Here is a 19,628-nt window from a genome sequence, read left to right on the forward strand (position 1 = left end):
CGGGCCGGATCCGACCCGCGCGACTACGCTGGGGAGCCACATGGCATCCGACAGCGAGTACCCCGTCACCCTGACCGACCCCCTCGAGGAGCGCCTGCGCGCCCAGGTCGCCCGCCAGGGCGAGCAGACCGTGGCGCTGCGCTCCGCCGCGCTGCTGACGGGCGGCTACGAGGGCGAGTCGTTCCTCCTCACCGTCGGCGGCGAGCACGCCGACGGCGTGCTGAAGGGCGCGCCGTCGCTGTACTGGCCGGAGCTCTGGGGCGCCCGCGCCCTGCTCTACGTGTGGGACGACCAGGCGGCCGACGCCGTCGTCGCGGGTCTCGCGAACGCGTCGTGGCGGGTCCGCGAGATGTGCGCGCGCGTCTGCGCCGAGCGGATCCTGGGCGGCCAGAAGAAGCTGTCGCGCCTGACCACCGACGAGCACGCCCGCGTGCGGAGCGCCGGGGCGCGGGCGCTGGTCGCCGTCGCGATCGCGGGCATCGGCTCCGGACGCGACGAGAAGGGCGAGTTCGCGGCCAGCGTGGAGCAGACGCTGACCGCGATGCTGCGCGACCCCGACCGCGACGTCCGCCGCGCGGTGCAGCAGTCGCTCGAGGCGCTGCGCGCAGCGCGCGGCTGAGCCGGCCGGGTCAGTCCACTCGCGCCGGCACCGCCTCGCGGGCGGCGGCCGCGGAGTCGGCGAGCAGCTGCTCCCCGCCCGCGACCTTCGTGAGGACGAGCGCCTCCGGAGCGACCGCCAGGAACTCCGCGAGGACCACGGGATCCAGCAGGCTCGCGCCGAAGCCCTCTCGCGCCGCGCGGGCGGTGCGGACGGGGAGGTGCGCGTCGCTGAACGCCGGGCCCAGTCGCGTGGCGACGTCAGACGCTCCGGACACCCCGAGGGCGACGAGCGTCCCGGCGTCCCGAGCTCGTCGCGCGTGCTCGAGCGGTCCGTCGAGGCGGCGGGTCTCGAGCCAGGAGCGGCCCCAGTTGATCGCGATGCCGAGGCCGTGGCGGGCGGCCTCCTCGAGCTCGGTGCCGAGATCGAGGAAGCCCTTCACCGGGTCGGGGCCTTCGAGGGAGTCGCAGTGCTCGACGACGATCCGCACCCCGTCGCGGTCCTTCCGGGCCACCTCGCCGAGGCTGCGGGCGAAGGCCGCTCGAGCGGCGGACGGGTCGCGAGTGCCGGCGGGCGCGGAGTGGACCAGCACGGAGTCGATCACGAGCCGCCCCTCGCGGTCGTTCAGCGCCGCGGCGCTCACCAGCGCCCGGCGGGTCAGCGCGACGGCTGCGCCCCTCCGCCCCTCGTCCGCGCTCGCCAGGCCGATGCCGCGCTCGAGGACCGCCGGGAGCAGGGTGAGCACGTGCCTCCCCGAGCGCGCCAGCAGCCGCAGCATCGCCGCCTCCTCCGGGACGAAGGCGCTGCCGAACGGGATCTCGAACCCGGAGCACCCGGTGACGAGCGCGATCCGCTCGTGGAACGCGTCGAAGGCCGCCGCGTCGGGCCGGGCCCGCTCCGGCGCCGACGGGTAGGCCCCGACGAGCACCTAGCGCGCGCCGTCCACCCGCGCCGACGCGGGCAGGGCGAGGTCGTGGATGTAGGCGGCGAGGTCGAGCAGCGGCTGACCCTCGTGCGGTCCGATCCCCTCCGGCTTCCAGCGGCTGATCGGTTCGATCATGAGCCGAGAGCTGTGGCGGAGGTAGTACTTGGCCGAGGTGGGGTAGCGCGAGTTGATCGTGTGCTCGGCCACCGTCAGGAGGCGCTGCACGGCGACGGCCTCCTCCGAAGGCTGGTCGTCGTAGTGCTCGCAGAGCCACGCCACGTGCTCGGGGTAGATGTTGGCGGCGTAGCCGCTGAGTCCCGCCGCGCCGAGGCGGAGGGACTCGGTCAGCGAGGAGATCTGCGCGTTGTAGAGCTTCATCGGCGTGCCGACGATCGCCCTCAGCCGCTCCTCCATGGTCGCGAGCGAGTGCGAGGTGTCCTTGTAGAAGACGAAGCGCCCGGTGCCGGCCATCCAGGCCACGTTCTCGGTCGAGGGCAGCCGCTTGAAGGGCACCGGGCACTCGTAGATGCCGAACCGCGCCTCGGGGACGGCGTCGAGGATGTGCTGCACCGTGGCGCGCCACTCCTCCTCGGTGGTGGTGAGCCCGCCGACCAGGGAGGAGATGAGGACGACCGCGTCGACCCCGGTCGCGGCCATCGCCGCCGCCGACGCCGCCTGCTCGTCGGGCGTCCCGGAGGAGACGGAGGAGGCGACCACGGGCACCCGGCCGGCCGCGCGGTCGACCACGCGGCGCGCGAGGGCGAGCCGCTCCTCCTCGGTCAGGTCGTACATCTCGCTCGAGAGCGCGACGGTGAAGATGCCGGCGGCGCCGTTGTCGATCAGCCAGTCGGTCAGGGCGTCGACCTGCTCGAAGTCGAGGGAGCGGTCGGGACGGAACGGGGTGAGCATCACGGGCCAGCCTCCATCGGGCAGGGTCGCTCCGGCGGTCGTCGTGGTCGTCGGGGTGTCGGTGCTGGTCATGTCGGTCCTTGTCTGTCGAAGGGTCGGTGCGGAGGGGCGTCAGCCCTTGAGCGAGCCGCTCACCAGGTCCAGGCGCCAGTAGCGCTGCAGGAACAGGAAGAGCGCGATGAGGGGGATCGTCGAGATCAGGCAGCCCATGATCACGACGTTGTAGGTGTTGGGCTGGTCGTTCCCCTGGTTCATCAGCGAGTAGAAGCCCACCGTCAGAGGGAAGGTCTCGGTGCGCGAGAGCATGATGAACGGCAGCAGGAAGTTGTTCCAGATGCCGACGAAGTGCAGCAGGAACACGGTGATCAGGCCCGGCACCATCGGGTACACGGCGATCCGCGAGAAGATGCGCCACTCGCTCGCGCCGTCGATCCGGCCCGCCTCGAGCATCTCGGTGGGCACGACCGCGGTGGCGTAGATCCGGCACAGGTAGATGCTGAACGGGCTGATCATGCAGGGCAGCAGCACCGACCAGTACGTCCCGGCGATCCCGATCGAGGAGAGCAGCAGGTACTGCGGGATCGCGAGGATCACCCCGGGGATGAGGACGCCGATCAGCAGGAAGTCGAAGACCAGCTTCTTGCCGCGGAACGAGTACTTCGCGAGGCCGTAGCCGGCGAGGGCCGAGACGACGGTGCCGAGCAGCCCGCCGCCTCCGGCGAAGATCAGGCTGTTCAGGCACCACGACCAGAACGCGCCGTCGCCGACTCCGAGCAGCAGGGCGAAGTTCTCCTGGAACCCGCCGGTGAAGCTCGGCGCGAGCGAGAAGGTCGTGAACAGCTCGCCCGAGCGCTTCGTCGCGGCGGTGAAGAGCCAGACGACGGGGAGGAGGCAGTAGCCGGCTCCGATCAGCAGGACGGCGGTGGGCCAGAACGCGGCGCGCGGCCGGGTGACGGTCGGCCCGCGGCGGCGCGAGCGGACCGACTGCGCGGCCTGCCGCGGATCCTCGACGACGGGAGGCAGCTTCGTGAGGGTGTCGGTCATGATCAGTCTTCTCCGAAGGCGCGCGTCTGCAGGAACCGCAGCAGGCCGAGCGAGGCGATGAGGGTGAGGAGGGTGACCACGACCGAGGTCGCGGACGCCGAGAACAGGTCGTTCGTGACGAAGGCGTCGCGGTAGATCAGCATCATCGGCACCCAGTCCGAGCCGATCACCGTGGTGAGCGTCACGAGCGTGTTCGGCTCCGAGAACACCTGCAGCGCGCCGATGATCGAGAACAGGCCGGTCATGATGACGCCCGGGACGATCAGCGGCAGCTTGATGCGCAGGGCGAGCTGCCACTCCGAGCAGCCGTCGATGCGGGCGGCGTCGTAGATCTCGGGCGGGAGGCCCCGCAGCGAGGTGTAGAGGATCACCATGTTGAAGCCGACGGAGCCCCAGATCGCGATGTTCGCGACCGAGAGGAAGACGGAGTCGGGGCCCAGGAAGACCGGCGCGGGGAGTCCGAGGGCGCTCGCCGCGTCGACGAAGGGGCTGACTCCCGGCAGGTAGAGGAAGCCCCACATCAGCGCGGCGATCACGCCCGGCACCGCGTACGGCACGAAGATCGCGATCCGCGAGAAGCGGCCGAAGCGGGTCGAGAGGTTGTCGAGCAGGAGCGCGAACACCAGCGCGAGGATCATCGTGACCGGCACCGAGAGCAGCGCGTAGGTCAGCATCCGGCCGAATCCGGCCCACAGGGCGGGGTCCGACAGGGTGCGCGCGTAGTTGTCGAAGCCGACGAACGTCTCGCGCTTGACCCCGAGGCCGCTGCCGCTGACCGTGCTGCCGCGGAAGCTGAGCCAGACCGTGTAGAGCAGCGGGAGGGCGAGGAGCCCGACGGCCAGGAGCACAGCGGGAGCCACGAAGAGCCAGGGTGCGGCTCGCGGGGCGAGGGTCGAGGGGCGCCCGGGGGAGGGCGCGGTCGTGGTCGTCATGGGAACCTCACTGTTCGAGACGGACGGACGGGGCCCCGCGGCGCGCGGGGCCCCGGGGCGCTACTCCGCGACGTCGTAGCCGGACTTCTCGAGGTCGGCGACGGTCGCCTCCTGGACGCTCGAGAGAGCCTCCGTGAAGTCGCCCTTCTCGTTGACCGCGGCGCTGAAGGCGTTGGTGAAGGCGTCGTAGGCGACCGAGACGTTGGGGCCCCAGGTCACCGACGCGGTCATCCGGTCGATCTCGTCGGCGGTCGCGTAGAAGTCAGTCTGCTCGGGGAGCAGGGCCGGGGCCTGCTGCAGCTCGGGCAGCTCCCGACCGGCGAGGGAGGCCGGCCAGATGCTGGCGTACTCGATGTACGCCTCCAGGGCCTCGGTCGAGGTGTTGAGCCAGAGCGCGAACTCGCGAGCCTGCTCCGGGTGGTCGGAGCCGGTGGTCACGATCGTCCCACTGCCGCCCAGGACGCCCGAGGCCGGGTCCGACGGGGTCCACTGCGGGATCGGCACTGCGGCCCATTTCCCGATCGTGTCGGGCGCGTTGTTCTGCAGCAGCGGAGGGGTCCAGACCGCGCCGAGCCAGCTGGCCAGGGTGCCGTCGGCGAGGGCGGCCTGCCATTCCGGCGTGAAGGTCTTGAAGGTCGCGAGGCTGCCGTCCTCGACGAGACCCTGCCAGTACTCGGCGACCTTCTGCGAGGCGGGGTCGTCGATGGCGACGGTCCAGGTGCCGTCCTCCTGGCTCCACCACTCGGCGCCGGCCTGCTGGCTGAGACCGGCGAACAGCTGAGCGTCGTTCGCGGGGAACGTCGCGATGTACTTCGTCGGATCGGCGGCGCGCAGCGCCCGGGCGGTGGCGGCGTACTCGTCCCAGGTGGTGGGGGCGGTGAGGCCGTTCGCCTCGAAGATGTCGGTGCGGTAGTAGAGGAACATCGGCGCGGTGCCCTGCGGGACGGCGTAGTTCACTCCGTCGAAGGTCGTGAGGTCCCAGGCAGGTCCGGCGGTCTCGTCCTCGCGGTCGCCCATGATCGACGTGACGTCGGAGGCGATCTCGCTCGTGATCAGGTTCGGCAGGTTCTCGTAGGTGGTGTTCGAGAGGTCGGGCAGGGTGCCGGCCTGCTTCGCGGCGCTGAGCTTCGCGACGATCTCGGCGCCGCCGGTGGAGGTGTTGACCTTCACCTGCGTGTCGGGGTTGGCCTGGTTCCAGACGTCGACGATCTTCTCGATGTTGGGCGCCCACGACCAGTACTCGAGGGTGACGGGGCCGTCGGCGGCGTCGCTCTCGGCGGCCGAGTCGGTCGCGCCGGAGCAGCCGGCGAGGAGGGCGGCGGCGGTGAGGGCGGTCACTGCCGCGAGGGACCTGGGGAACATCTTCGTTCTCATCGGAGTCTTCATCCTGACGTCGATCCTCTGCGGCTCTGCAGAGGGTGATCGGGTCGCCGTCCCGGGGTTCGTTACCGGTAACGAAGTGTGCGACAGCATCACAGTAGGGCGGCCCGTCGTCCGCCGCAAGAGGTGCTTCGTTACCGCTCACGATTCGATCGGCCGGCGCCGGCGGACCCTGCGCAAGGGATCGCGTCAGGCGGACGGGGCCGTCGACGCGCGCACGACGAGCCGGGGTGCGGGGTACTCCACGGTCTCGGTCGGGGCCGACTCCTCGACCATCGCGATCAGCGAGAGGACCGCCGCGCGTCCCATGCCCTCGAAGTCCTGCCGGATCGTGGTGAGGGGCGGATGGAAGAACTCGGCCTCGGCGATGTCGTCGAAGCCGACGACGCTGATGTCCTCCGGGATCCGCCGCCCGGTCTCGTGCAGCCGGAGCAGGAGCCCGAGGGCCATCCGGTCGTTCGCTGCGACGACCGCCGTGACGCCGGGATCGGCAACGAGCGCGGGCGCGCCGAGTAGCCGGATCGGGACGACCAGTCGCCGTGCACCAGCGGCAGGGCGGGCAGACCGGCGTCGGCCATCGACTCCTCGTAGGCGCGGGCGCGGTCCTGCGCCGAGATCCACCGCTCGGGACCGGCGAGGTGGGCGATGCGGCGGTGCCCGAGCTCGAGCAGGTGGGACACGGCGAGCCGGGTGCCGACGGCGGAGGCGCCGCTCGCGCGCGGGCCGCCGCGGTCGATGTGCACGGGGATCGGCAGATCGAGCGTGCGCAGGGCCTCGCCCACCTCGTCCGTGGGAGCCGTGGCGAGGATCCCCTCGAGGTCCCGACTGCCGAGGGCGTCGAGCGCGTCGCGGAGCTCGGCGGGGTCGGACGAGTCGACGCTGATGATGTCGAGGGAGTAGCCGACGCGGCGGGCGGCCTCGCTCGCTCCCTGCATCGTCTTGCCGGGAGCGGTTCCGGCGAGCTCGTGCACCAGGGCGCCGAGGCGGTGGGTGCGCCGGGTGGCGAGGGAGCGTGCGGTGGTGTTCGTCCGGTAGTTCAGCGCGCGCAGGGCCTCCTCGACCCGGACGCGGTTCGCGGGGCGGATGCCGCCCGTGCCGGTGAGGAATCGCGAGACGGTCTGGTGCGAGACCCCCGCCATCCGGGCGACGTCGTAGATGGTCGCCGCCCGTGCTGGTCTCTCGGACATCCCGCCTCCGTCCTCGTCGATCCGTCTGCGGCAACGATAGGGGAGCGTCGCGGTCGGGACGGCGCGAGCCGGCCGGCGCCGCCGCTCCCCAGCCCGGCTCTAAAGCAGAACTGTATGGTACAGTTCTGTTCGTGCAGCCTCCCGTGTCCGCCTACTCGCTCCGCCGTGCGGACGCGGTGCTCGAGGCGACGCTGGACGTGCTGGCCGAGGTCGGCTTCGCCCGCCTGACCGTCGACATGATCGCGACGCGGGCGCACGCGTCCAAGGCGACCATCTACCGCCGCTGGGCGACGAAGACCGAGCTGGTGCGCGCTGCCGCCGCGCTGGTCGAGGTCGAGACGATCCCGGCCGAGGTCGGGGCCGAGCCGGCCGAGGCCCTCCGCGCCGTCCTCGAGAGCCTGCGGTCGATGACCGTCGGCCGGCTCGGCCGCCTCGTCAGCGCCCTGACCACCGCGGCGGTCGACGACCCCGGCATCCGCGCGACGGTCCACGAGGAGCTCGTGATCCCGCTGCACCGCGGCACCGCCGCCGCCCTCGACGAGCTGCGCGACGCCGGAGTGATCGACGCCCATGCCGACACCGCGCTGGCCGCGCGGGCGCTGATCGCGCTGACGGTCGACCGCGCCGTCGCCACGGGCACTGCGGCGACTCCGGCCGAGCTCGAGGCGCTGCTCGCGGCCTGGGTGCTGCCGGTACTCGCGCCGGCCGCGACGGGACGACGGACGAAGGGGCCGACGGCCGGACCCGGATAGCAGGAGCCCCGCTCCCGCATCCCCGTCACCCTCTCCAGTCAGGAACACCCGTGCCCACGTCCTCCCGCGCGCCCGAAACCGCGCGCCGCACTCCTCGTCGGGGCCGCCCCGGCGTCACCCTCGCCGCCGTCTCGTTCGGCCTCTTCATGGTCGGACTCGACGGCACCGTCGTCTCGATCGCCAACCCCGCCATCGCCGCCTCGCTCGGCACCTCGTTCGCCGAGCTGCAGTGGATCACCAACGCGTACCTGCTCGGCCTCGCGGTGTTCCTCATCCTGGGCGGCACGCTCGGCGACCGCTTCGGCCGCCGCCGCATGTACCTGATCGGCGTCGCCGCCTTCGCCGTCACCTCGGTCGCCATCGGCCTGGTCGGGTCGGCGGAGGGGGTCATCGCCTTCCGCGCCCTCCAGGGCCTGAGCGCCGCGCTGCTCATGCCGCAGACGCTCGCCCTGCTGCGCTCGACCTTCCCGAAGGAGAAGTTCGGCATGGCCGTGGGCATCTGGGGCGGCGTCTCCTCGGTCGCCATCGCGGCGGGTCCGATCGTCGGAGGAGCGCTCGTCGCGCTCTTCGGCTGGGAGTCGGTCTTCTTCATCAACGCCCCGATCGCCGTCGTCGGCCTGCTCCTCGGCTGCAGCGTGCTGGCGGAGTCGACCGCTCCGACCCGCGGGCGCTTCGACGTCGCCGGCGTGGCGCTGCTCGCCCTCGGCCTCTTCGGCCTCGTGCTGGGCGTCGTCCAGTCGGAGTCGTGGGGCTGGACGAGCCCGCTGACGCTCGGCGCGATCGCGCTCGGGCTGGTGCTGCTCGCTGCCTTCGTCGTGGTCGAGAACCGCGTCGGGACGCCCCTGGTGCCGATGTCGCTGTTCCGGAACCCGACGCTCTCGGTCGGGGCCGTCGCCATCGCCGTCAACTTCTTCGCCCTGTTCGGGGCGACGTTCTTCCTGTCGCTGTTCCTGCTCAACCTGCGCGGCGTCTCGGGCGTGCAGGCCGGCGTGATGCTCCTGCCGCTCAGCGGGGTGTCGATCATCGCGTCGCCGCTGGGGGCGATGCTGGTCGCGAAGTGGGGCATCCGGCCCACGATGACGACGGGGCTCGGCCTGATCGCCGTGTCGATGCTCGGACTGACGTTCCTCACGACCGACTCGGCCTACCTCGCGATGGCCGTGCCGTTCGTGCTGCTCGCCCTCGGCGTCGGCCTGGTCATGACCTCCGGAGCGACGCGATCGTCGGCAGCGCACCCGTCCGCCTGGCGGGCGTGGCGGGGGGGCTCCAGGCCACGTCGCTGCAGCTCGGCGGCGCGCTCGGCACCTCCGTCTTCGCCGCGGTCGTCGCGGCGGCGGCGAGTGCGGGCACGAGCGGGCTCGGTCTCTCGGAGTCTGCGCGCGAGGGCGTCGCGCAGGGGCTCGTCCCCGCCGGCGCCGCACCGGACGTCGCGGCCGCGGCCGCCGACGCGTTCCTGGGCGGGCTGCACACCGCGTTCCTCGCCGCCGCGGTGGTCGCGGCGGTCGCCGCGGTGCTCGCCCTGGTCTTCGTCCGCTCGAGCACCCCGCACCACGACGGAGCGACGGTGCTCGAGGAGGTCGCCGCGGGCACGGCGGCCTGACGACGACGAGGGGCTCCCGACGCGGGAGCCCCTCGCTCAGCCGCCGACGCTCGAGCCGAAGCCCGACTTGCCCGTGCTGCCGAAGCCGCCCGAGAGGGTCTGCTTGGAGCCGACGGTCGCTCCGGCCGGCGCCTTCTGCACGACGTCGGGCTGCGTCGCTCCGCGCGCCGCGAATCCGCCGCTCGTGACGGGCGCCCAGCTGGTCGCGCGGGTCGAGTTCCACCGCGACGACGCGAAGATGAGGGGGCCGAGCCAGAAGCCGCCGGCGTAGTGGCCGCGGTACTCGTCGGTCGCCTCGCAGAGCTGCTCCGGATCGTCGGCCACGGTCTCGCCCTCGGCCTGCAGCTTCGCGATCTGCTCGCGGACGTCGGCCAGGCAGTCCTCGCGGCTCGCGTAGACCGGGCGCTCGGCGTTCTCGGGGATCACGTAGTCCTCGCCGTCGGCTCCGGTGGTCACGACGCCGTCGGACGACGGATCGCCCGCGCTCAGCGCGACCGCCAGGCCGATCGCCCCGACCGCGACGACTCCGCCGATGATGAGGCCGCGGCGCTTGGAGGCGATGCCGCTGATGCCCACGTCGGCGGAGCGGCGGCGGTCGGTGCGGACGCCGCCGCCGACGTTCTCGGTGCCGGCGTCGCGGGGACGGTTCTCGGGGTCGGTCATCGGGTCTCCTCGTCCTGCGGGCGGTCGTCGCGGGCGTCGTGGGGGCGGGTCGGCTCGGGACTGCCGAAGGCGGGCTCACTCCGCCCGCCCTCGATGTAGTGGGGCACGAACTCGGCGAGATCGCCCGTGATGAGGCCGGTCGTCTCGCGCACGTCGATCCCCGCCGGGGTCTCGCCGACGATCCAGCTGCCGATCACGACGGTCTTGCCGTCGATCCGGGCGAGCTCGGCGCGCGCCTGGTGGATGAAGCCCTCGTCGCCGTAGACGCCGCCGTTCTCGGCGACGACCGAGCCGTCGGCGTCGAGGACCGTGACGTTCGCGCCCTCCCGGCCGAGGCGGGGCTTGCGCACCTGGGCGGTGCCGACGAGCGGCTCGGCGGAGGCGGGGAGCAGGTTCGGGTGCCCGCGGAACATCTCCCAGAGCACGACGAGCAGCTGCTTGTTGCTGAGCAGGAGCTTCCACGCGGGCTCGACCCAGCGCGTGCGCTCGCGCCGGTCGAGCAGGAGCCCGCCGAACTGCTCGCCGAGCATCCACTCCCACGGGTAGAGCTTGAAGATGCGGCGGATGGGCTCACCGTCGGCGTCGACGAAGCCCGCGCCGTCGAGCTCGTAGCGGATGTCCTCGACGAAGATCAGCTTGGGGTCGAAGCCCGCCTGCGCCGCCGTCTCGGCCATGTAGGCCACGGTGTCGGCGTCCTCCACGATCAGCTCGCCGTCGCCGGAGTCGCGGAGCGACGCGAGGTGCAGGCGCGCTCCCTCGTCGAGCGTCCAGCGCTCGAGCCGGAGGTGGCGCCACTGCTCGACGAGCTGCTCGTGCAGGCTGTTGAACTGGTCGGCGTCCGGCCCGTGCACGTCGATCAGCCACTGCCACTGGGCGGCGGCGGTCTCGACGAGCGAGGTGGGGGTGTCGGCGTTGAACTCGAGCAGCTTCACCGCGCCGCGGTCGTCGTAGGCGAGGTCGAAGCGGCCGTAGACGGTGGGGTCGTCCTCGTCCCAGGAGGTGCGGACCAGCTCGTGGAACCGCTCCGGGATGCCGAACTCGGCGAAGCGCCCCTCGCGCACGACCTTCTCGCACGCCTCCATGCAGAGGTCGAACAGCTCCTTCGTCACGCCCTCGAGCAGGTCGATCTCGGCCGGGGCGAAGCTGTAGGCCGCGAGCTCGTTCCAGTAGGGCCGGCCGCCCTCGGACGGCAGGTCGTAGAAGCTGAAACCGACCTCGTCGAGGCGGGCGCGCCACTCCGGACGCGGGGTAGAGCTGTGTCTGCGCATGGTGTCTCGTCAGTGTACGTCCGGCTTCCGACAGCGGGCAGGGGGTTCCCGTGCGGCGCGGAGGCGCTCCACCGGGCAGACTCGACGGGAGCACGACGCAGGGGTGCGCAGGGCGCCGCCCGCGCCCCCGATGCCGTCGTCGGATCCGACCGGAAGGCAGTCCATGACCACCGCACCCCGCATCGCTCCGCTCGACGGGCTCCGCGTGCTCGAGCTGGGCAACTTCATCGCCGCGCCGACCGCGGGCCGACTGCTGGCCGACTTCGGCGCCGAGGTGATCAAGGTCGAGCGGCCGGGCACCGGCGACGAGCTGCGGAAGTGGCGCCTGCACGCCGGCTCGACGACGTCGATGCTGTTCCACACCATCAACCGCAACAAGAAGTCGATCACCCTCGATCTGCGCACCGAGGAGGGACGCGACGCCGTCCGCCGGCTGGCCGCCGAGTGCGACGTGGTGCTCGAGAACTTCCGCCCCGGCACCCTCGAGCGCTGGGGGATCGGGCCCGACGTGCTGAACGAGGCGAACCCCGAGCTCGTGATCGGCCGGATCTCGGCCTTCGGGCAGACCGGCCCGCTCTCGGAGCGCCCCGGATTCGCCGCGGTCGCGGAGGCGATGGGCGGGTTCCGCGAGCTCGTCGGCGATCCCGACCGGCCGCCCGTGCGCGTCGCGTCTCGATCGGCGACTCCATCGCGGGCCTCTACGCGGGGTACGGAGTGATGATGGCGCTCTTCCAGCGCGAGACCCGGCGGGCGGCGGGCCTGGGCCCGGCGCCGCTCGAGGAGCGGGTGATCGACGTCGCCCTGAACGAGGCGATGTTCTCGATGATGGAGTCGCTCATCCCCGACTACCAGGCCCACGGCATCGTCCGCGAGCGGGTCGGCGGGCGGATGGAGGGCATCGCGCCCACCAACGCGTACATCTGCTCCGACGGGTCGAGCATCGTGATCGCCGGCAACGGCGACGCCATCTTCCAGCGCCTCATGGAGATCATCGGGCGCGAGGACCTCGCCGCCGACGAGGGGCTGGCCTCGAACGACCTGCGCTGGCGGCGCCGCGACGAGCTCGACGCCGCGATCGGCGCGTGGACGGCCACCCGCACCTCCACGGAGGCCCTCGCCATCCTCGACGAGAGCGGTGTCCCCTCCGGCCCCATCTACACCGCGGCCGACATCAGCGCGAGCGAGCAGTACGCCGCGCGCGACATGATCCAGAAGTTCGACGTCGAGACCGGCGCCGGCACGATCGAGGACGTCGGCTTCCCCGGCGTCGTCCCCGTGCTCGGCGGCCGGTCGCTCCCGATCCGCACACTCGCCCCCGAGCTGGGGCACGACACCGAGGAGGTCCTGGCGATGCTCCAGGGCGGAACCCCGACCACCCGCGCCGCCGAGGCGGACGCCCGATGACCGCGCGACTGCGCGACGTGACCCTGCGCGACGGACTCCAGCTCACGGGCCGGATGCTGTCGACCGAGCGCAAGGTGAGCCTCGCCCGCGCGCTCCTCGCCGCGGGGGTGCCCGAGCTCGAGATCGGCTCGATGGCCCGCGGCGACGTGGTGCCTCCGATGGCGAACACGCTCGAGGTGATCGCGGCGCTGACCCCCGAGGAGCTCGAGCGGAGCTGGGTCTGGGTCGCGACTCCGCGGCACATCGAGAAGGCCGCGGCGGCCGGGGCGCGGAACTTCCAGTACTGCTTCTCGGCGTCCGACTCGCACAACCGGGCGAACATCGGCCGCCCCACCGAGGCGAGCCTGGACGCCATGCCCGACGCCGTCGCGCTCGCGCACGGCGTCGGGGGGCGCATCCAGCTCTGCATCGCCACCTCCTTCACCTGCCCGTTCGAGGGGACGGTGCCGGAGGAGCGCGTCCTCGCGATCGCGAACGACCCGCGGGCCGAGGGTGCCGAGGACGTCGTGATCTGCGACACCCTCGGGCAGGCGCATCCGGGGCAGGTCGCGTCGCTGGTCGCGCGGGTCGCCGCCGAGACCCCGCCCCGCGAGATCGTGTTCCACGGGCACGACACCTGGGGCTCGGGCGTCGCCAACGCGCTGGCCGCCGTGGGGGCGGGCGCCTCGGTCGTCGACGGAGCGCTCGGCGGGCTCGGCGGCTGCCCCTTCGCGCCGGGCGCGAGCGGAAACACCGCCTCCGAGGACCTCCTCTTCGCGATGCGGCCGGAGTGGCTCGACACCGCGGCGTTCGCGGCGCTGGTCCGGGAATCGGAGAGCCTGCTGGAGGAGCTCGGCGAGCCGAACCGGTCGAAGGCGCGGCAGGGTGCGCGGTCGCCCGCGAAGGCGTTCCCGTGGGTCCTGGCGGACTGACAACCCTCCGGCCGCACGCCCCCAGCCCAGCGGGAGGAGAAGAGCGCTACTGTAATTGATCAGCCAGCTGATCGATCGAGGAGCGACATGTCCGCCGCAGAGACCCCCACCCGCGCCGACCGGATCCGGCAGACGGTCGTCGCCGTCAGCGCCGTCCTGGCCCTCGTCGGCTCCTTCATCGGCTCCGGCGCCGCGGGGGGCACGCAGATCGCGGACGCCGCCGGCGGCGCGCTCAGCGCCTCCTCGACGCCCGTCGCTCCCGACGGCCCGGCCTTCGCGATCTGGAGCGTCATCTACACCGGCCTCATCGCCTACGCGATCTGGCAGTTCCTCCCGTCGCAGGCCGCGCGGACGTGCCATCGCCGACTCGGCTACTGGGCTGCGGCGAGCCTCCTGCTGAACGCCGCGTGGATCCTGGTCGTGCAGGCCGGACTGCTCGTGCTCAGCGTCGTCGTGATCGTCCTGCTGCTCGCGGTCCTCGCGCGGATCTTCGTCCTGCTGCGCACGACGCGCACCTCCGGGAAGGTCGACGCGGTCGTCACCGACGGCACCTTCGGCCTCTACCTCGGCTGGGTCTGCGTCGCGACCGTCGCCAACGTGACGGCGGCGCTCGTCGGCTCCGGTATCGGCAGTGCGGACGGCCCGGGCGCGGACGTCTGGGCGGTGGTCGTGCTGGCCGTGGCCGCGGTGGTCGGAGTGGCGCTCGCCGTGGCGGGACGCGGTCGCATCGCTCCGATGCTGTCGCTGTGCTGGGGCCTCGTCTGGGTGGCGGTCGGCCGCTTCGGCGGCGAGCTGATCTCGGTTCCCGCCGGGATCGCGGCGCTGGTCGCGGCGGTGGTGGTGATCGTGGCGACGCTGGCGGTGCGCCTCACGGCGGGGCGACGCGTCTCGGCCTGACGCGCTGCGCTCAGACCGAGCGCGACTCCACGCTCTCGCGGCTGCCCGAGAACCAGCGCGGCGCCTGGAAGCCGTACTTCAGCACCGGGAGGTCGCGGGTGAGGCGCCAGTAGCCGAGCGCCGCCGCGACGGAGACGCCGCAGACGATCAGGGGCACGGCCGGCCCGATGGCGTCCAGCCAGCGCTGCCCCTCGAACAGCAGCAGGACGCTGGTGGTCAGCGAGACGAACAGCACGTGCACCACGTAGACCGGCAGGGTGTTGCGGCCGATGTACGTGATCCAGTCGGCGGCGCGCACTCCCGAGAGGAAGCGCGCGAGGACGAGGCCGGCGAGGACCGCGAGCACGCTCACGAGCACGAGGCCCACGGTGAGCAGCGGGAACGGTCCGCGGGCGATCAGGATGCCGGCCGCGGCCACCAGGAACAGCAGGCTGAAGCCGATCCCGCTCAGCAGCCCGCGGCGCTCGACGAACGCGAGGATCGCCGTGCGCAGGTGCAGGCCGATCAGGAAGAACATCAGGTAGCGGGACATGCCGTCCCAGGCGATGTTGCCCGTCCCCTCGGACGTCGTGGAGCGGATCGCGTACCAGGCCACGGCGATCGCGGTCGCGATGCCCACCTGCACGCGCCAGTCGACGCGTCCGTCGGCCAGCTTCGCGAGCACGAAGAAGATGGTGAGGGCGTAGAGGAACCAGAGCCCGTTGTGCGGCACGAGCGGCGACAGCAGCAGGTCGATCGGGTTCGTCTCGTCGGTCCCTCCGGGGTTCGGGACCACGGTGAAGAAGAGGAAGCGCACGAGCGTCCACAGCAGGAACGCCCAGACGAGGAGGCTGAGGCGCGAGCGCCAGAGCTCGCGCCACGAGCGCTTCAGCACCGAGCCGGCGAAGAGGCCGGAGGCGAGGAAGAACAGCGGCATGCGGAAGACGATCAGCAGCAGGTTGATGTCGTCCCAGGCCCGCGGGGCGATGCCGGCCGAGATCGTCCACTGCACCGAGTGCGCGAGGGCCACCAGGATGATGGCGATCCCCTTCGCTGTGTCCACCCAGGTGATGCGCGTGCGTGCCATGGTCCCTCGTCCGTCGTGATCATCGATGACAGTGGCGTCGGTGCCGAGCAAGTGTCGCACGGCTGTGGAACTGCTGTGCGTCGTTCGGCGGCTCGGTGCGTTACAGGGATGTGACAGTCGTTCCCCCGCGGGGGAGCTCCGGTGGCGGGCCCCCCGACGGGGGCGGAGGCAGCTCGCGCCGACTCCGATGTCCGATGATCGTCGTATGACTCCCGCGACGACCCCGGCCGGCGACGGGCGCCGACGTCCCGTCCTCCTCGTCCTGCTCGGCGTCCTGCTGATCGCCGCGGTCGTGGGGGTGGTCGTGGCCGTCACCGCTCCGAGGGACGGATCGTCCTCGTCGCGCTCGTCGGTGGACATGGAGGAGCGCGTCGCCGCGATCCAGAAGCGCTTCCCGGACGGCTACCCGCAGCACAGCATCCTGCTCACGGGCAGCTCGTCGTTCGGCCGGTGGACGACCTCGAAGGAGGACCTGCGCCCCCTCGAGACCTACAACCTCGGCATCGGCGGCACCACCGTGGCCGATCACCTGGCCCACCTCGACAGCATGATCGCGCCGTTCGATCCGCGCGCGGTCCTCGTCTACGTCGGCGCGAACGACATCAGCGGCGACGCCGACGGCCGGACCGGTGCCGAGACGGCCGACGCCGTCGTCGAGTACCTCGGCCGGCTGGAGGAGGTCGCGCCGGACGCCGAGGTCTTCTACGTCGAGATCGCCGAGACGCCGGCGCGCGAGGCCGTCCGCGACGAGGTCCGAGCCGCGAACGACCTCGTCCGCGAGTACGCGGACACCGACGACCGCGTGGTGTTCGTGCCGACGGCCGAGGCGTTGCTCACCTCCGACGGCGCGATCGATCCGTCGCTCTTCATCGGGGACGGCCTGCACTTCGACGACGCGGGCTACGACCGCTTCGCGGAGGCGATCCGCTCGGTCGTGCTGCCCGCGCTGGAGTAGGCGGCCGCGCGGCGACTCCCGAGAGGTGCATCGCGGTCGACGGGGCTACTCGTCGTCGGCCTTGTACACCTTCCGGAACGCGTCCTTGCGCGCGATCCTGCCGCCGCGGAACTCGTAGATGTCGCAGCCGCGCGTGACCTGGACCGCGCCGTCGGGCCCGGTTCCGGTGAAGGACCACGTGCCCGCACCGCGGGTGCCCGCGATGAGGGGCAGCGCATCCTCGTGGCGCTCCTGCCCGGTGTCGAAGGCGAGCATGAGCGCGAAGCCTCCCGGACCTGCTCCCGGCCGGTCCAGGTGCGGCCTGGCTCGGGACCGACGGACGCGCTGTAGACGCAGTCATCGGTGATGTGGCTCATCAGAGCCTCGAGGTCGTGGCGGGCCCAGGCGTCGCTGAACGCCGCGAGGATCTCGGGCGTCATCTCGCTCGCGCTGGTCTCGGTCGAGGAGGAGTCGTTCATGAGCCGGTCCTTCGGATCGGGGGACCGTCGTCGGTCGCTCTGCGAACCTTGGCAGGTGCCCGGTCGCGGTGGCAACGGCCTCTAGCGGTCATGTCCGGAAGCGGGCGACCCGCGTCGTCGATCCCGCGCCGGGCCGCCGGAGTCCGCAGGGTGTCTGCAGGCCGGTCAGTCGGTGCCGAGCGTGCTCTTCGGGTACTCGCCGAAGCGGCGCTCGTAGGAGGCCGAGAAGCGTCCGAGGTGCGCGAAGCCCCATCGGTGCGCCACCTCGGCGACGGTGACCGTTCCGGCGTCGCTGGTGCGCAGCTCGGTGTGAACGCGATCGAGGCGGATGCGGCGGAGGTAGTCGAGCGGGGTGACGTCGAGCTCGCGGCGGAACGCGCTCTGGAGGACGCGGACGCTGAGGCCCGCGGCGGCGGCGACGTCCTCGGTGTGCACGGGCAGGTGGGCGTGGGCGTGCAGGTACTCGATCGCCGCGCGGAGCCGGTCGCTCGACGGCAGGGCGAGCGGGGTGGAGAGGGCGAGGCCGATGTGGGGGAAGGTGTCGAGCAGGGCGATCGCGGCGGAGCGGTTGGCCTCGCTCCGCAGGAGGGCGGGGCTGTCCGGGTCCTGGATGACGCGGGCGACGGTGGCGACGGTGCCGGCCCAGCGCTGCAGCGCCTCGCCGGTGGGGCGCGATCGGGTGTCGAACAGGAGCGGCCCGGTGGAGCCCTCGTGCTCGGCGGCGATCCGCTCGAGGAACGCGGCGTCGAAGTGCATGAGGTTCTGCCGGTGGTCGGCGAAGTCGAACTCGGACGGCCGGTCCGTGACGAACATCGCCGGCTGGCCCTGGTTCAGGCGAACGATGTCGCCCGTGAGGTCCAGCGCTCCGGAGCCGGCGGTGATCCACGAGACGATGTACTCGCCCTCGGTCCGGATCGTGCCGCGCAGCGATCCGCGGAAGAGGTTGCCGCGGAGGGTGAGCTCGTCGTCGCCGACCGAGGTGTAGCGGTAGGAGAAGTCGTCGCCGGTCGGCCCGGCGCTGAATCCGCCGCCGTTGTACTCGCCCTGGAGCAGGGAGAGGGCTTCGTCGATGTCGCTGCCGGCGATCTCGGAGCGCACGAAGCGGTCGGCGTCCTCGTTCATCACCCGCAAGGATCCCACGGGAGCGCGTCTCGGGCTGAGAGAATCCGCGTCGCCGCCGCCGGGCGCTCACGCCGCGCGGAGCAGGACGCCTTCGGGGCCGATGGTCCTCGTCATGGCGAGGACGGTCGCCGTGCGGAAGTGCGAGAACAGCTGGGTGCGGTGCGCCGTGTCGCTCTCGACGGTCAGTGCGAACATCCTCCCGCGGGGGGCGGAGGACCAGGTGCGGATGTCGCTCGCATCGATGCGCAGGATCCCGCTCTCCTCGCCCAGGTAGACGGCGTCGGCGGTGATGGCGACGCTCCCGCCTCCGTCGCGGGCGGATGTCGAGCACGCGAAGAGCGCGGTGACGTCGGCGGGCACTCCGGGAGCCGCGGGGGAGAGGTCGAGGAAGTCGGCACCCGACCCGTCCGCTGCGCTCATCGCGACCACCCCCACTCCCTCATTATCGACAGGACGCACGCGGCGACCGGCACCGGACGCAGACCCTTGCCAACCGGCGGAGCGTCTGAGTGCCGCCGCGGTCGCCCGTCCGTGGCCTGTACCGCTGCACCTGCGCCGACCGACCCTCGCGGAGGAGCGCCGGTCGGCGCGGGTGCTGAGAGAGGACTCCGGTCAGCGCTGCACGAGCGGAACGGCGATGTCGGTGATGTCCGCGCCGAGAGTGCCGAGCGACGTGGCCGTGCCGTCGAGCAGGCCGACCTCGTAGAGCGACCCGTTCACGGCGGCGAGGCCGATCGAGCCGACGGAGGCGCCGCCTCGGAGGATGGAGTAGACGTCGAAGCCGGTCGCCCCCGCGGCGTCGAGGCCGAGCTTCCCGGTCGGCGCCAGCGACCCCGCGTTCGCCGGCGACTGGATCGTGATCTGGTCGAGAGCCGTGTCGAGGACGAAGAGGGTGGTTGCCGTGTCCGGGTCGAGATCGTTGTTCGTGTACGCGGCTCCGGTGACTCCCGTGGCCACGGCCGGTGCGGCGTAGCTGAGGGCGCCGTCGGCGACCGTCGCGGCTCCGGGAGTGGCGAAGGGCTGGCGGAGGTTCTGGCCGGTGTCGCTGATCACGCGGAGGGCGTTGGCGGCGGGGTTGAAGTCGACGCCGAAGGACGTGCCGCTCAGCGGGACGGTGAGCCGCGTCACCGGGGTGGCCACTCCGGTCTTCGCGTCGAGGGAGTAGACGCCGGCGCTCCCCGCGTTGTCGCCGACTCCGTAGAGGCTGCCGTCCTGGACGCGGTGGTCGATGCCGATGAGCGCCGTGTCGCCGCCGGTGAGGCCGGTGATCGCGACCCTGCCGGTGACCTTGCCGGGCTTGGTCGGGTTGAACTGCACGAGCTCCGTGCCGTCGCCGGCGAGACCGACGACGCGCAGCTTCGCGGCCACGGCGCGGGCGGTGTCGACCAGCTTCCTGTCGACGGCGCTCGCCGAGGCGCTGCTGGAACCGCTGGACGTCGCGGCGGGAGCGGCACTGCTCGCGCCGGCGACGACGGGTGCCACGGCCAGGACGCCCGCCAGGGTGAGGGCTGCGACGCCGACTGTGATGGTTCTGCTCATCATGTACTCCTCGAGATC

General features: G+C 72.3%; 19 protein-coding genes and 3 pseudogenes. 8 read left to right on the forward strand and 14 right to left on the reverse strand.

Annotated features, from left to right (window positions below; all coding sequences use genetic code 11):
* Nucleotides 1-40: 40 nt before the first annotated feature.
* Nucleotides 41-619: a HEAT repeat domain-containing protein gene (locus B0T42_RS04945; protein WP_236720126.1), complete on the forward strand. Its 579-nt coding sequence runs from the start codon at nucleotides 41-43 to the stop codon at nucleotides 617-619.
* Between the two features lie 10 nt (nucleotides 620-629).
* Here B0T42_RS04945 and B0T42_RS04950 read toward each other — a convergent pair whose 3' ends face one another.
* The 7 genes and pseudogenes from B0T42_RS04950 to B0T42_RS21885 form a co-directional block, all read right to left on the reverse strand.
* Nucleotides 630-1,526 (reverse strand): DUF4862 family protein, encoded by an 897-nt coding sequence (locus B0T42_RS04950; protein ID WP_077222177.1) that lies wholly within the window; start codon nucleotides 1,524-1,526, stop codon nucleotides 630-632.
* Nucleotides 1,527-2,504, reverse strand: a complete 978-nt coding sequence (locus B0T42_RS04955; RefSeq protein ID WP_077222178.1) for a dihydrodipicolinate synthase family protein — start codon at nucleotides 2,502-2,504, stop codon at nucleotides 1,527-1,529. It lies immediately after the preceding gene.
* A gap of 39 nt (nucleotides 2,505-2,543) precedes the next feature.
* Complete coding sequence (locus tag B0T42_RS04960; RefSeq protein WP_077222179.1) at nucleotides 2,544-3,476, reverse strand: carbohydrate ABC transporter permease; 933 nt, start codon at nucleotides 3,474-3,476, stop codon at nucleotides 2,544-2,546.
* Nucleotides 3,477-3,478: 2 nt separating this feature from the next.
* On the reverse strand, nucleotides 3,479-4,408 hold the full coding sequence (locus tag B0T42_RS04965) for a carbohydrate ABC transporter permease (protein WP_077222180.1): 930 nt from the start codon (nucleotides 4,406-4,408) through the stop codon (nucleotides 3,479-3,481).
* Between the two features lie 60 nt (nucleotides 4,409-4,468).
* Nucleotides 4,469-5,770 (reverse strand): ABC transporter substrate-binding protein, encoded by a 1,302-nt coding sequence (locus B0T42_RS04970; RefSeq protein WP_158078041.1) that lies wholly within the window; start codon nucleotides 5,768-5,770, stop codon nucleotides 4,469-4,471.
* 207 nt (nucleotides 5,771-5,977) lie between these two features.
* Entirely contained in the window at nucleotides 5,978-6,409 is a 432-nt protein-coding gene (locus tag B0T42_RS21880; protein ID WP_269087497.1) for a substrate-binding domain-containing protein, read from the reverse strand.
* Nucleotides 6,358-6,975: pseudogene (locus tag B0T42_RS21885) on the reverse strand (LacI family DNA-binding transcriptional regulator); the annotation flags it as partial. The gene B0T42_RS21880 and the pseudogene B0T42_RS21885, both read right to left, overlap by 52 nt.
* A 131-nt stretch (nucleotides 6,976-7,106) precedes the next feature.
* On the opposite strand from B0T42_RS21885, the gene B0T42_RS19915 reads away from it, so the two are divergent.
* Nucleotides 7,107-7,727: a TetR/AcrR family transcriptional regulator gene (locus B0T42_RS19915; RefSeq protein WP_236720127.1), complete on the forward strand. Its 621-nt coding sequence runs from the start codon at nucleotides 7,107-7,109 to the stop codon at nucleotides 7,725-7,727.
* A 50-nt stretch (nucleotides 7,728-7,777) separates the two neighbouring features.
* A complete protein-coding gene (locus B0T42_RS04985) occupies nucleotides 7,778-9,598 on the forward strand; it encodes an MFS transporter (protein WP_201788482.1) in 1,821 nt (606 codons plus the stop codon).
* Between the two features lie 388 nt (nucleotides 9,599-9,986).
* Here B0T42_RS04985 and B0T42_RS04995 read toward each other — a convergent pair whose 3' ends face one another.
* The gene (locus B0T42_RS04995) at nucleotides 9,987-11,258 is read right to left on the reverse strand and encodes a glutathionylspermidine synthase family protein (protein WP_077222185.1); all 1,272 of its coding nucleotides are present in this window, start codon (nucleotides 11,256-11,258) and stop codon (nucleotides 9,987-9,989) included.
* Between the two features lie 163 nt (nucleotides 11,259-11,421).
* On the opposite strand from B0T42_RS04995, the pseudogene B0T42_RS05000 reads away from it, so the two are divergent.
* The 3 genes and pseudogenes from B0T42_RS05000 to B0T42_RS05010 all read left to right on the forward strand — a co-directional run bounded on the left by B0T42_RS05000 (nucleotide 11,422) and on the right by B0T42_RS05010 (nucleotide 14,470).
* A pseudogene (locus B0T42_RS05000) lies at nucleotides 11,422-12,662 on the forward strand (CaiB/BaiF CoA transferase family protein).
* Complete coding sequence (locus tag B0T42_RS05005) at nucleotides 12,659-13,573, forward strand: beta/alpha barrel domain-containing protein (RefSeq protein WP_077222186.1); 915 nt, start codon at nucleotides 12,659-12,661, stop codon at nucleotides 13,571-13,573. The pseudogene B0T42_RS05000 and the gene B0T42_RS05005 overlap by 4 nt, the downstream one beginning before the upstream one ends.
* 87 nt (nucleotides 13,574-13,660) lie before the next feature.
* Nucleotides 13,661-14,470, forward strand: coding sequence for a tryptophan-rich sensory protein (locus tag B0T42_RS05010; RefSeq protein WP_077222187.1), 810 nt, complete (start codon nucleotides 13,661-13,663; stop codon nucleotides 14,468-14,470).
* A 10-nt stretch (nucleotides 14,471-14,480) separates the two neighbouring features.
* Here B0T42_RS05010 and B0T42_RS05015 read toward each other — a convergent pair whose 3' ends face one another.
* Nucleotides 14,481-15,536 carry an acyltransferase family protein gene (locus B0T42_RS05015; RefSeq protein ID WP_158078042.1) on the reverse strand — a complete coding sequence of 352 codons (1,056 nt, stop codon included), beginning with the start codon at nucleotides 15,534-15,536 and terminating at the stop codon, nucleotides 14,481-14,483.
* A 205-nt stretch (nucleotides 15,537-15,741) separates the two neighbouring features.
* Here B0T42_RS05015 and B0T42_RS05020 point away from each other — a divergent pair, with 205 nt between their 5' ends.
* On the forward strand, nucleotides 15,742-16,491 hold the full coding sequence (locus B0T42_RS05020) for a GDSL-type esterase/lipase family protein (RefSeq protein ID WP_158078043.1): 750 nt from the start codon (nucleotides 15,742-15,744) through the stop codon (nucleotides 16,489-16,491).
* Nucleotides 16,492-16,536: 45 nt separating this feature from the next.
* On the opposite strand, the gene B0T42_RS21045 is transcribed toward B0T42_RS05020, so the two are convergent.
* Together B0T42_RS21045 and B0T42_RS22605 are read right to left on the reverse strand one after the other, a co-directional pair.
* Nucleotides 16,537-16,746 carry a nuclear transport factor 2-like protein gene (locus B0T42_RS21045; protein ID WP_236720128.1) on the reverse strand — a complete coding sequence of 70 codons (210 nt, stop codon included), beginning with the start codon at nucleotides 16,744-16,746 and terminating at the stop codon, nucleotides 16,537-16,539.
* Nucleotides 16,747-16,784: 38 nt separating this feature from the next.
* Nucleotides 16,785-16,847, reverse strand: a pseudogene (locus B0T42_RS22605) (hypothetical protein); the annotation flags it as partial.
* On the opposite strand from B0T42_RS22605, the gene B0T42_RS21050 reads away from it, so the two are divergent.
* Nucleotides 16,837-17,034, forward strand: coding sequence for a hypothetical protein (locus B0T42_RS21050; protein WP_236720129.1), 198 nt, complete (start codon nucleotides 16,837-16,839; stop codon nucleotides 17,032-17,034). The pseudogene B0T42_RS22605 and the gene B0T42_RS21050 overlap by 11 nt on opposite strands.
* 80 nt (nucleotides 17,035-17,114) lie before the next feature.
* Here the strand turns inward: B0T42_RS21050 and B0T42_RS05030 are convergent, their stop codons facing one another.
* The 3 genes from B0T42_RS05030 to B0T42_RS05040 all read right to left on the reverse strand — a co-directional run bounded on the left by B0T42_RS05030 (nucleotide 17,115) and on the right by B0T42_RS05040 (nucleotide 19,610).
* Nucleotides 17,115-18,071, reverse strand: coding sequence for a helix-turn-helix transcriptional regulator (locus tag B0T42_RS05030; protein WP_077222189.1), 957 nt, complete (start codon nucleotides 18,069-18,071; stop codon nucleotides 17,115-17,117).
* A 66-nt stretch (nucleotides 18,072-18,137) separates the two neighbouring features.
* On the reverse strand, nucleotides 18,138-18,491 hold the full coding sequence (locus B0T42_RS05035; protein ID WP_139344421.1) for a hypothetical protein: 354 nt from the start codon (nucleotides 18,489-18,491) through the stop codon (nucleotides 18,138-18,140).
* A 192-nt stretch (nucleotides 18,492-18,683) separates the two neighbouring features.
* On the reverse strand, nucleotides 18,684-19,610 hold the full coding sequence (locus tag B0T42_RS05040; RefSeq protein WP_077222203.1) for a DUF4394 domain-containing protein: 927 nt from the start codon (nucleotides 19,608-19,610) through the stop codon (nucleotides 18,684-18,686).
* Nucleotides 19,611-19,628 lie beyond the last annotated feature (18 nt).

The sequence above is a fragment of the Rathayibacter rhapontici genome (genome assembly GCF_001995175.1).
In the GTDB taxonomy this organism is placed as follows: Bacteria; Actinomycetota; Actinomycetes; order Actinomycetales; family Microbacteriaceae; genus Rathayibacter.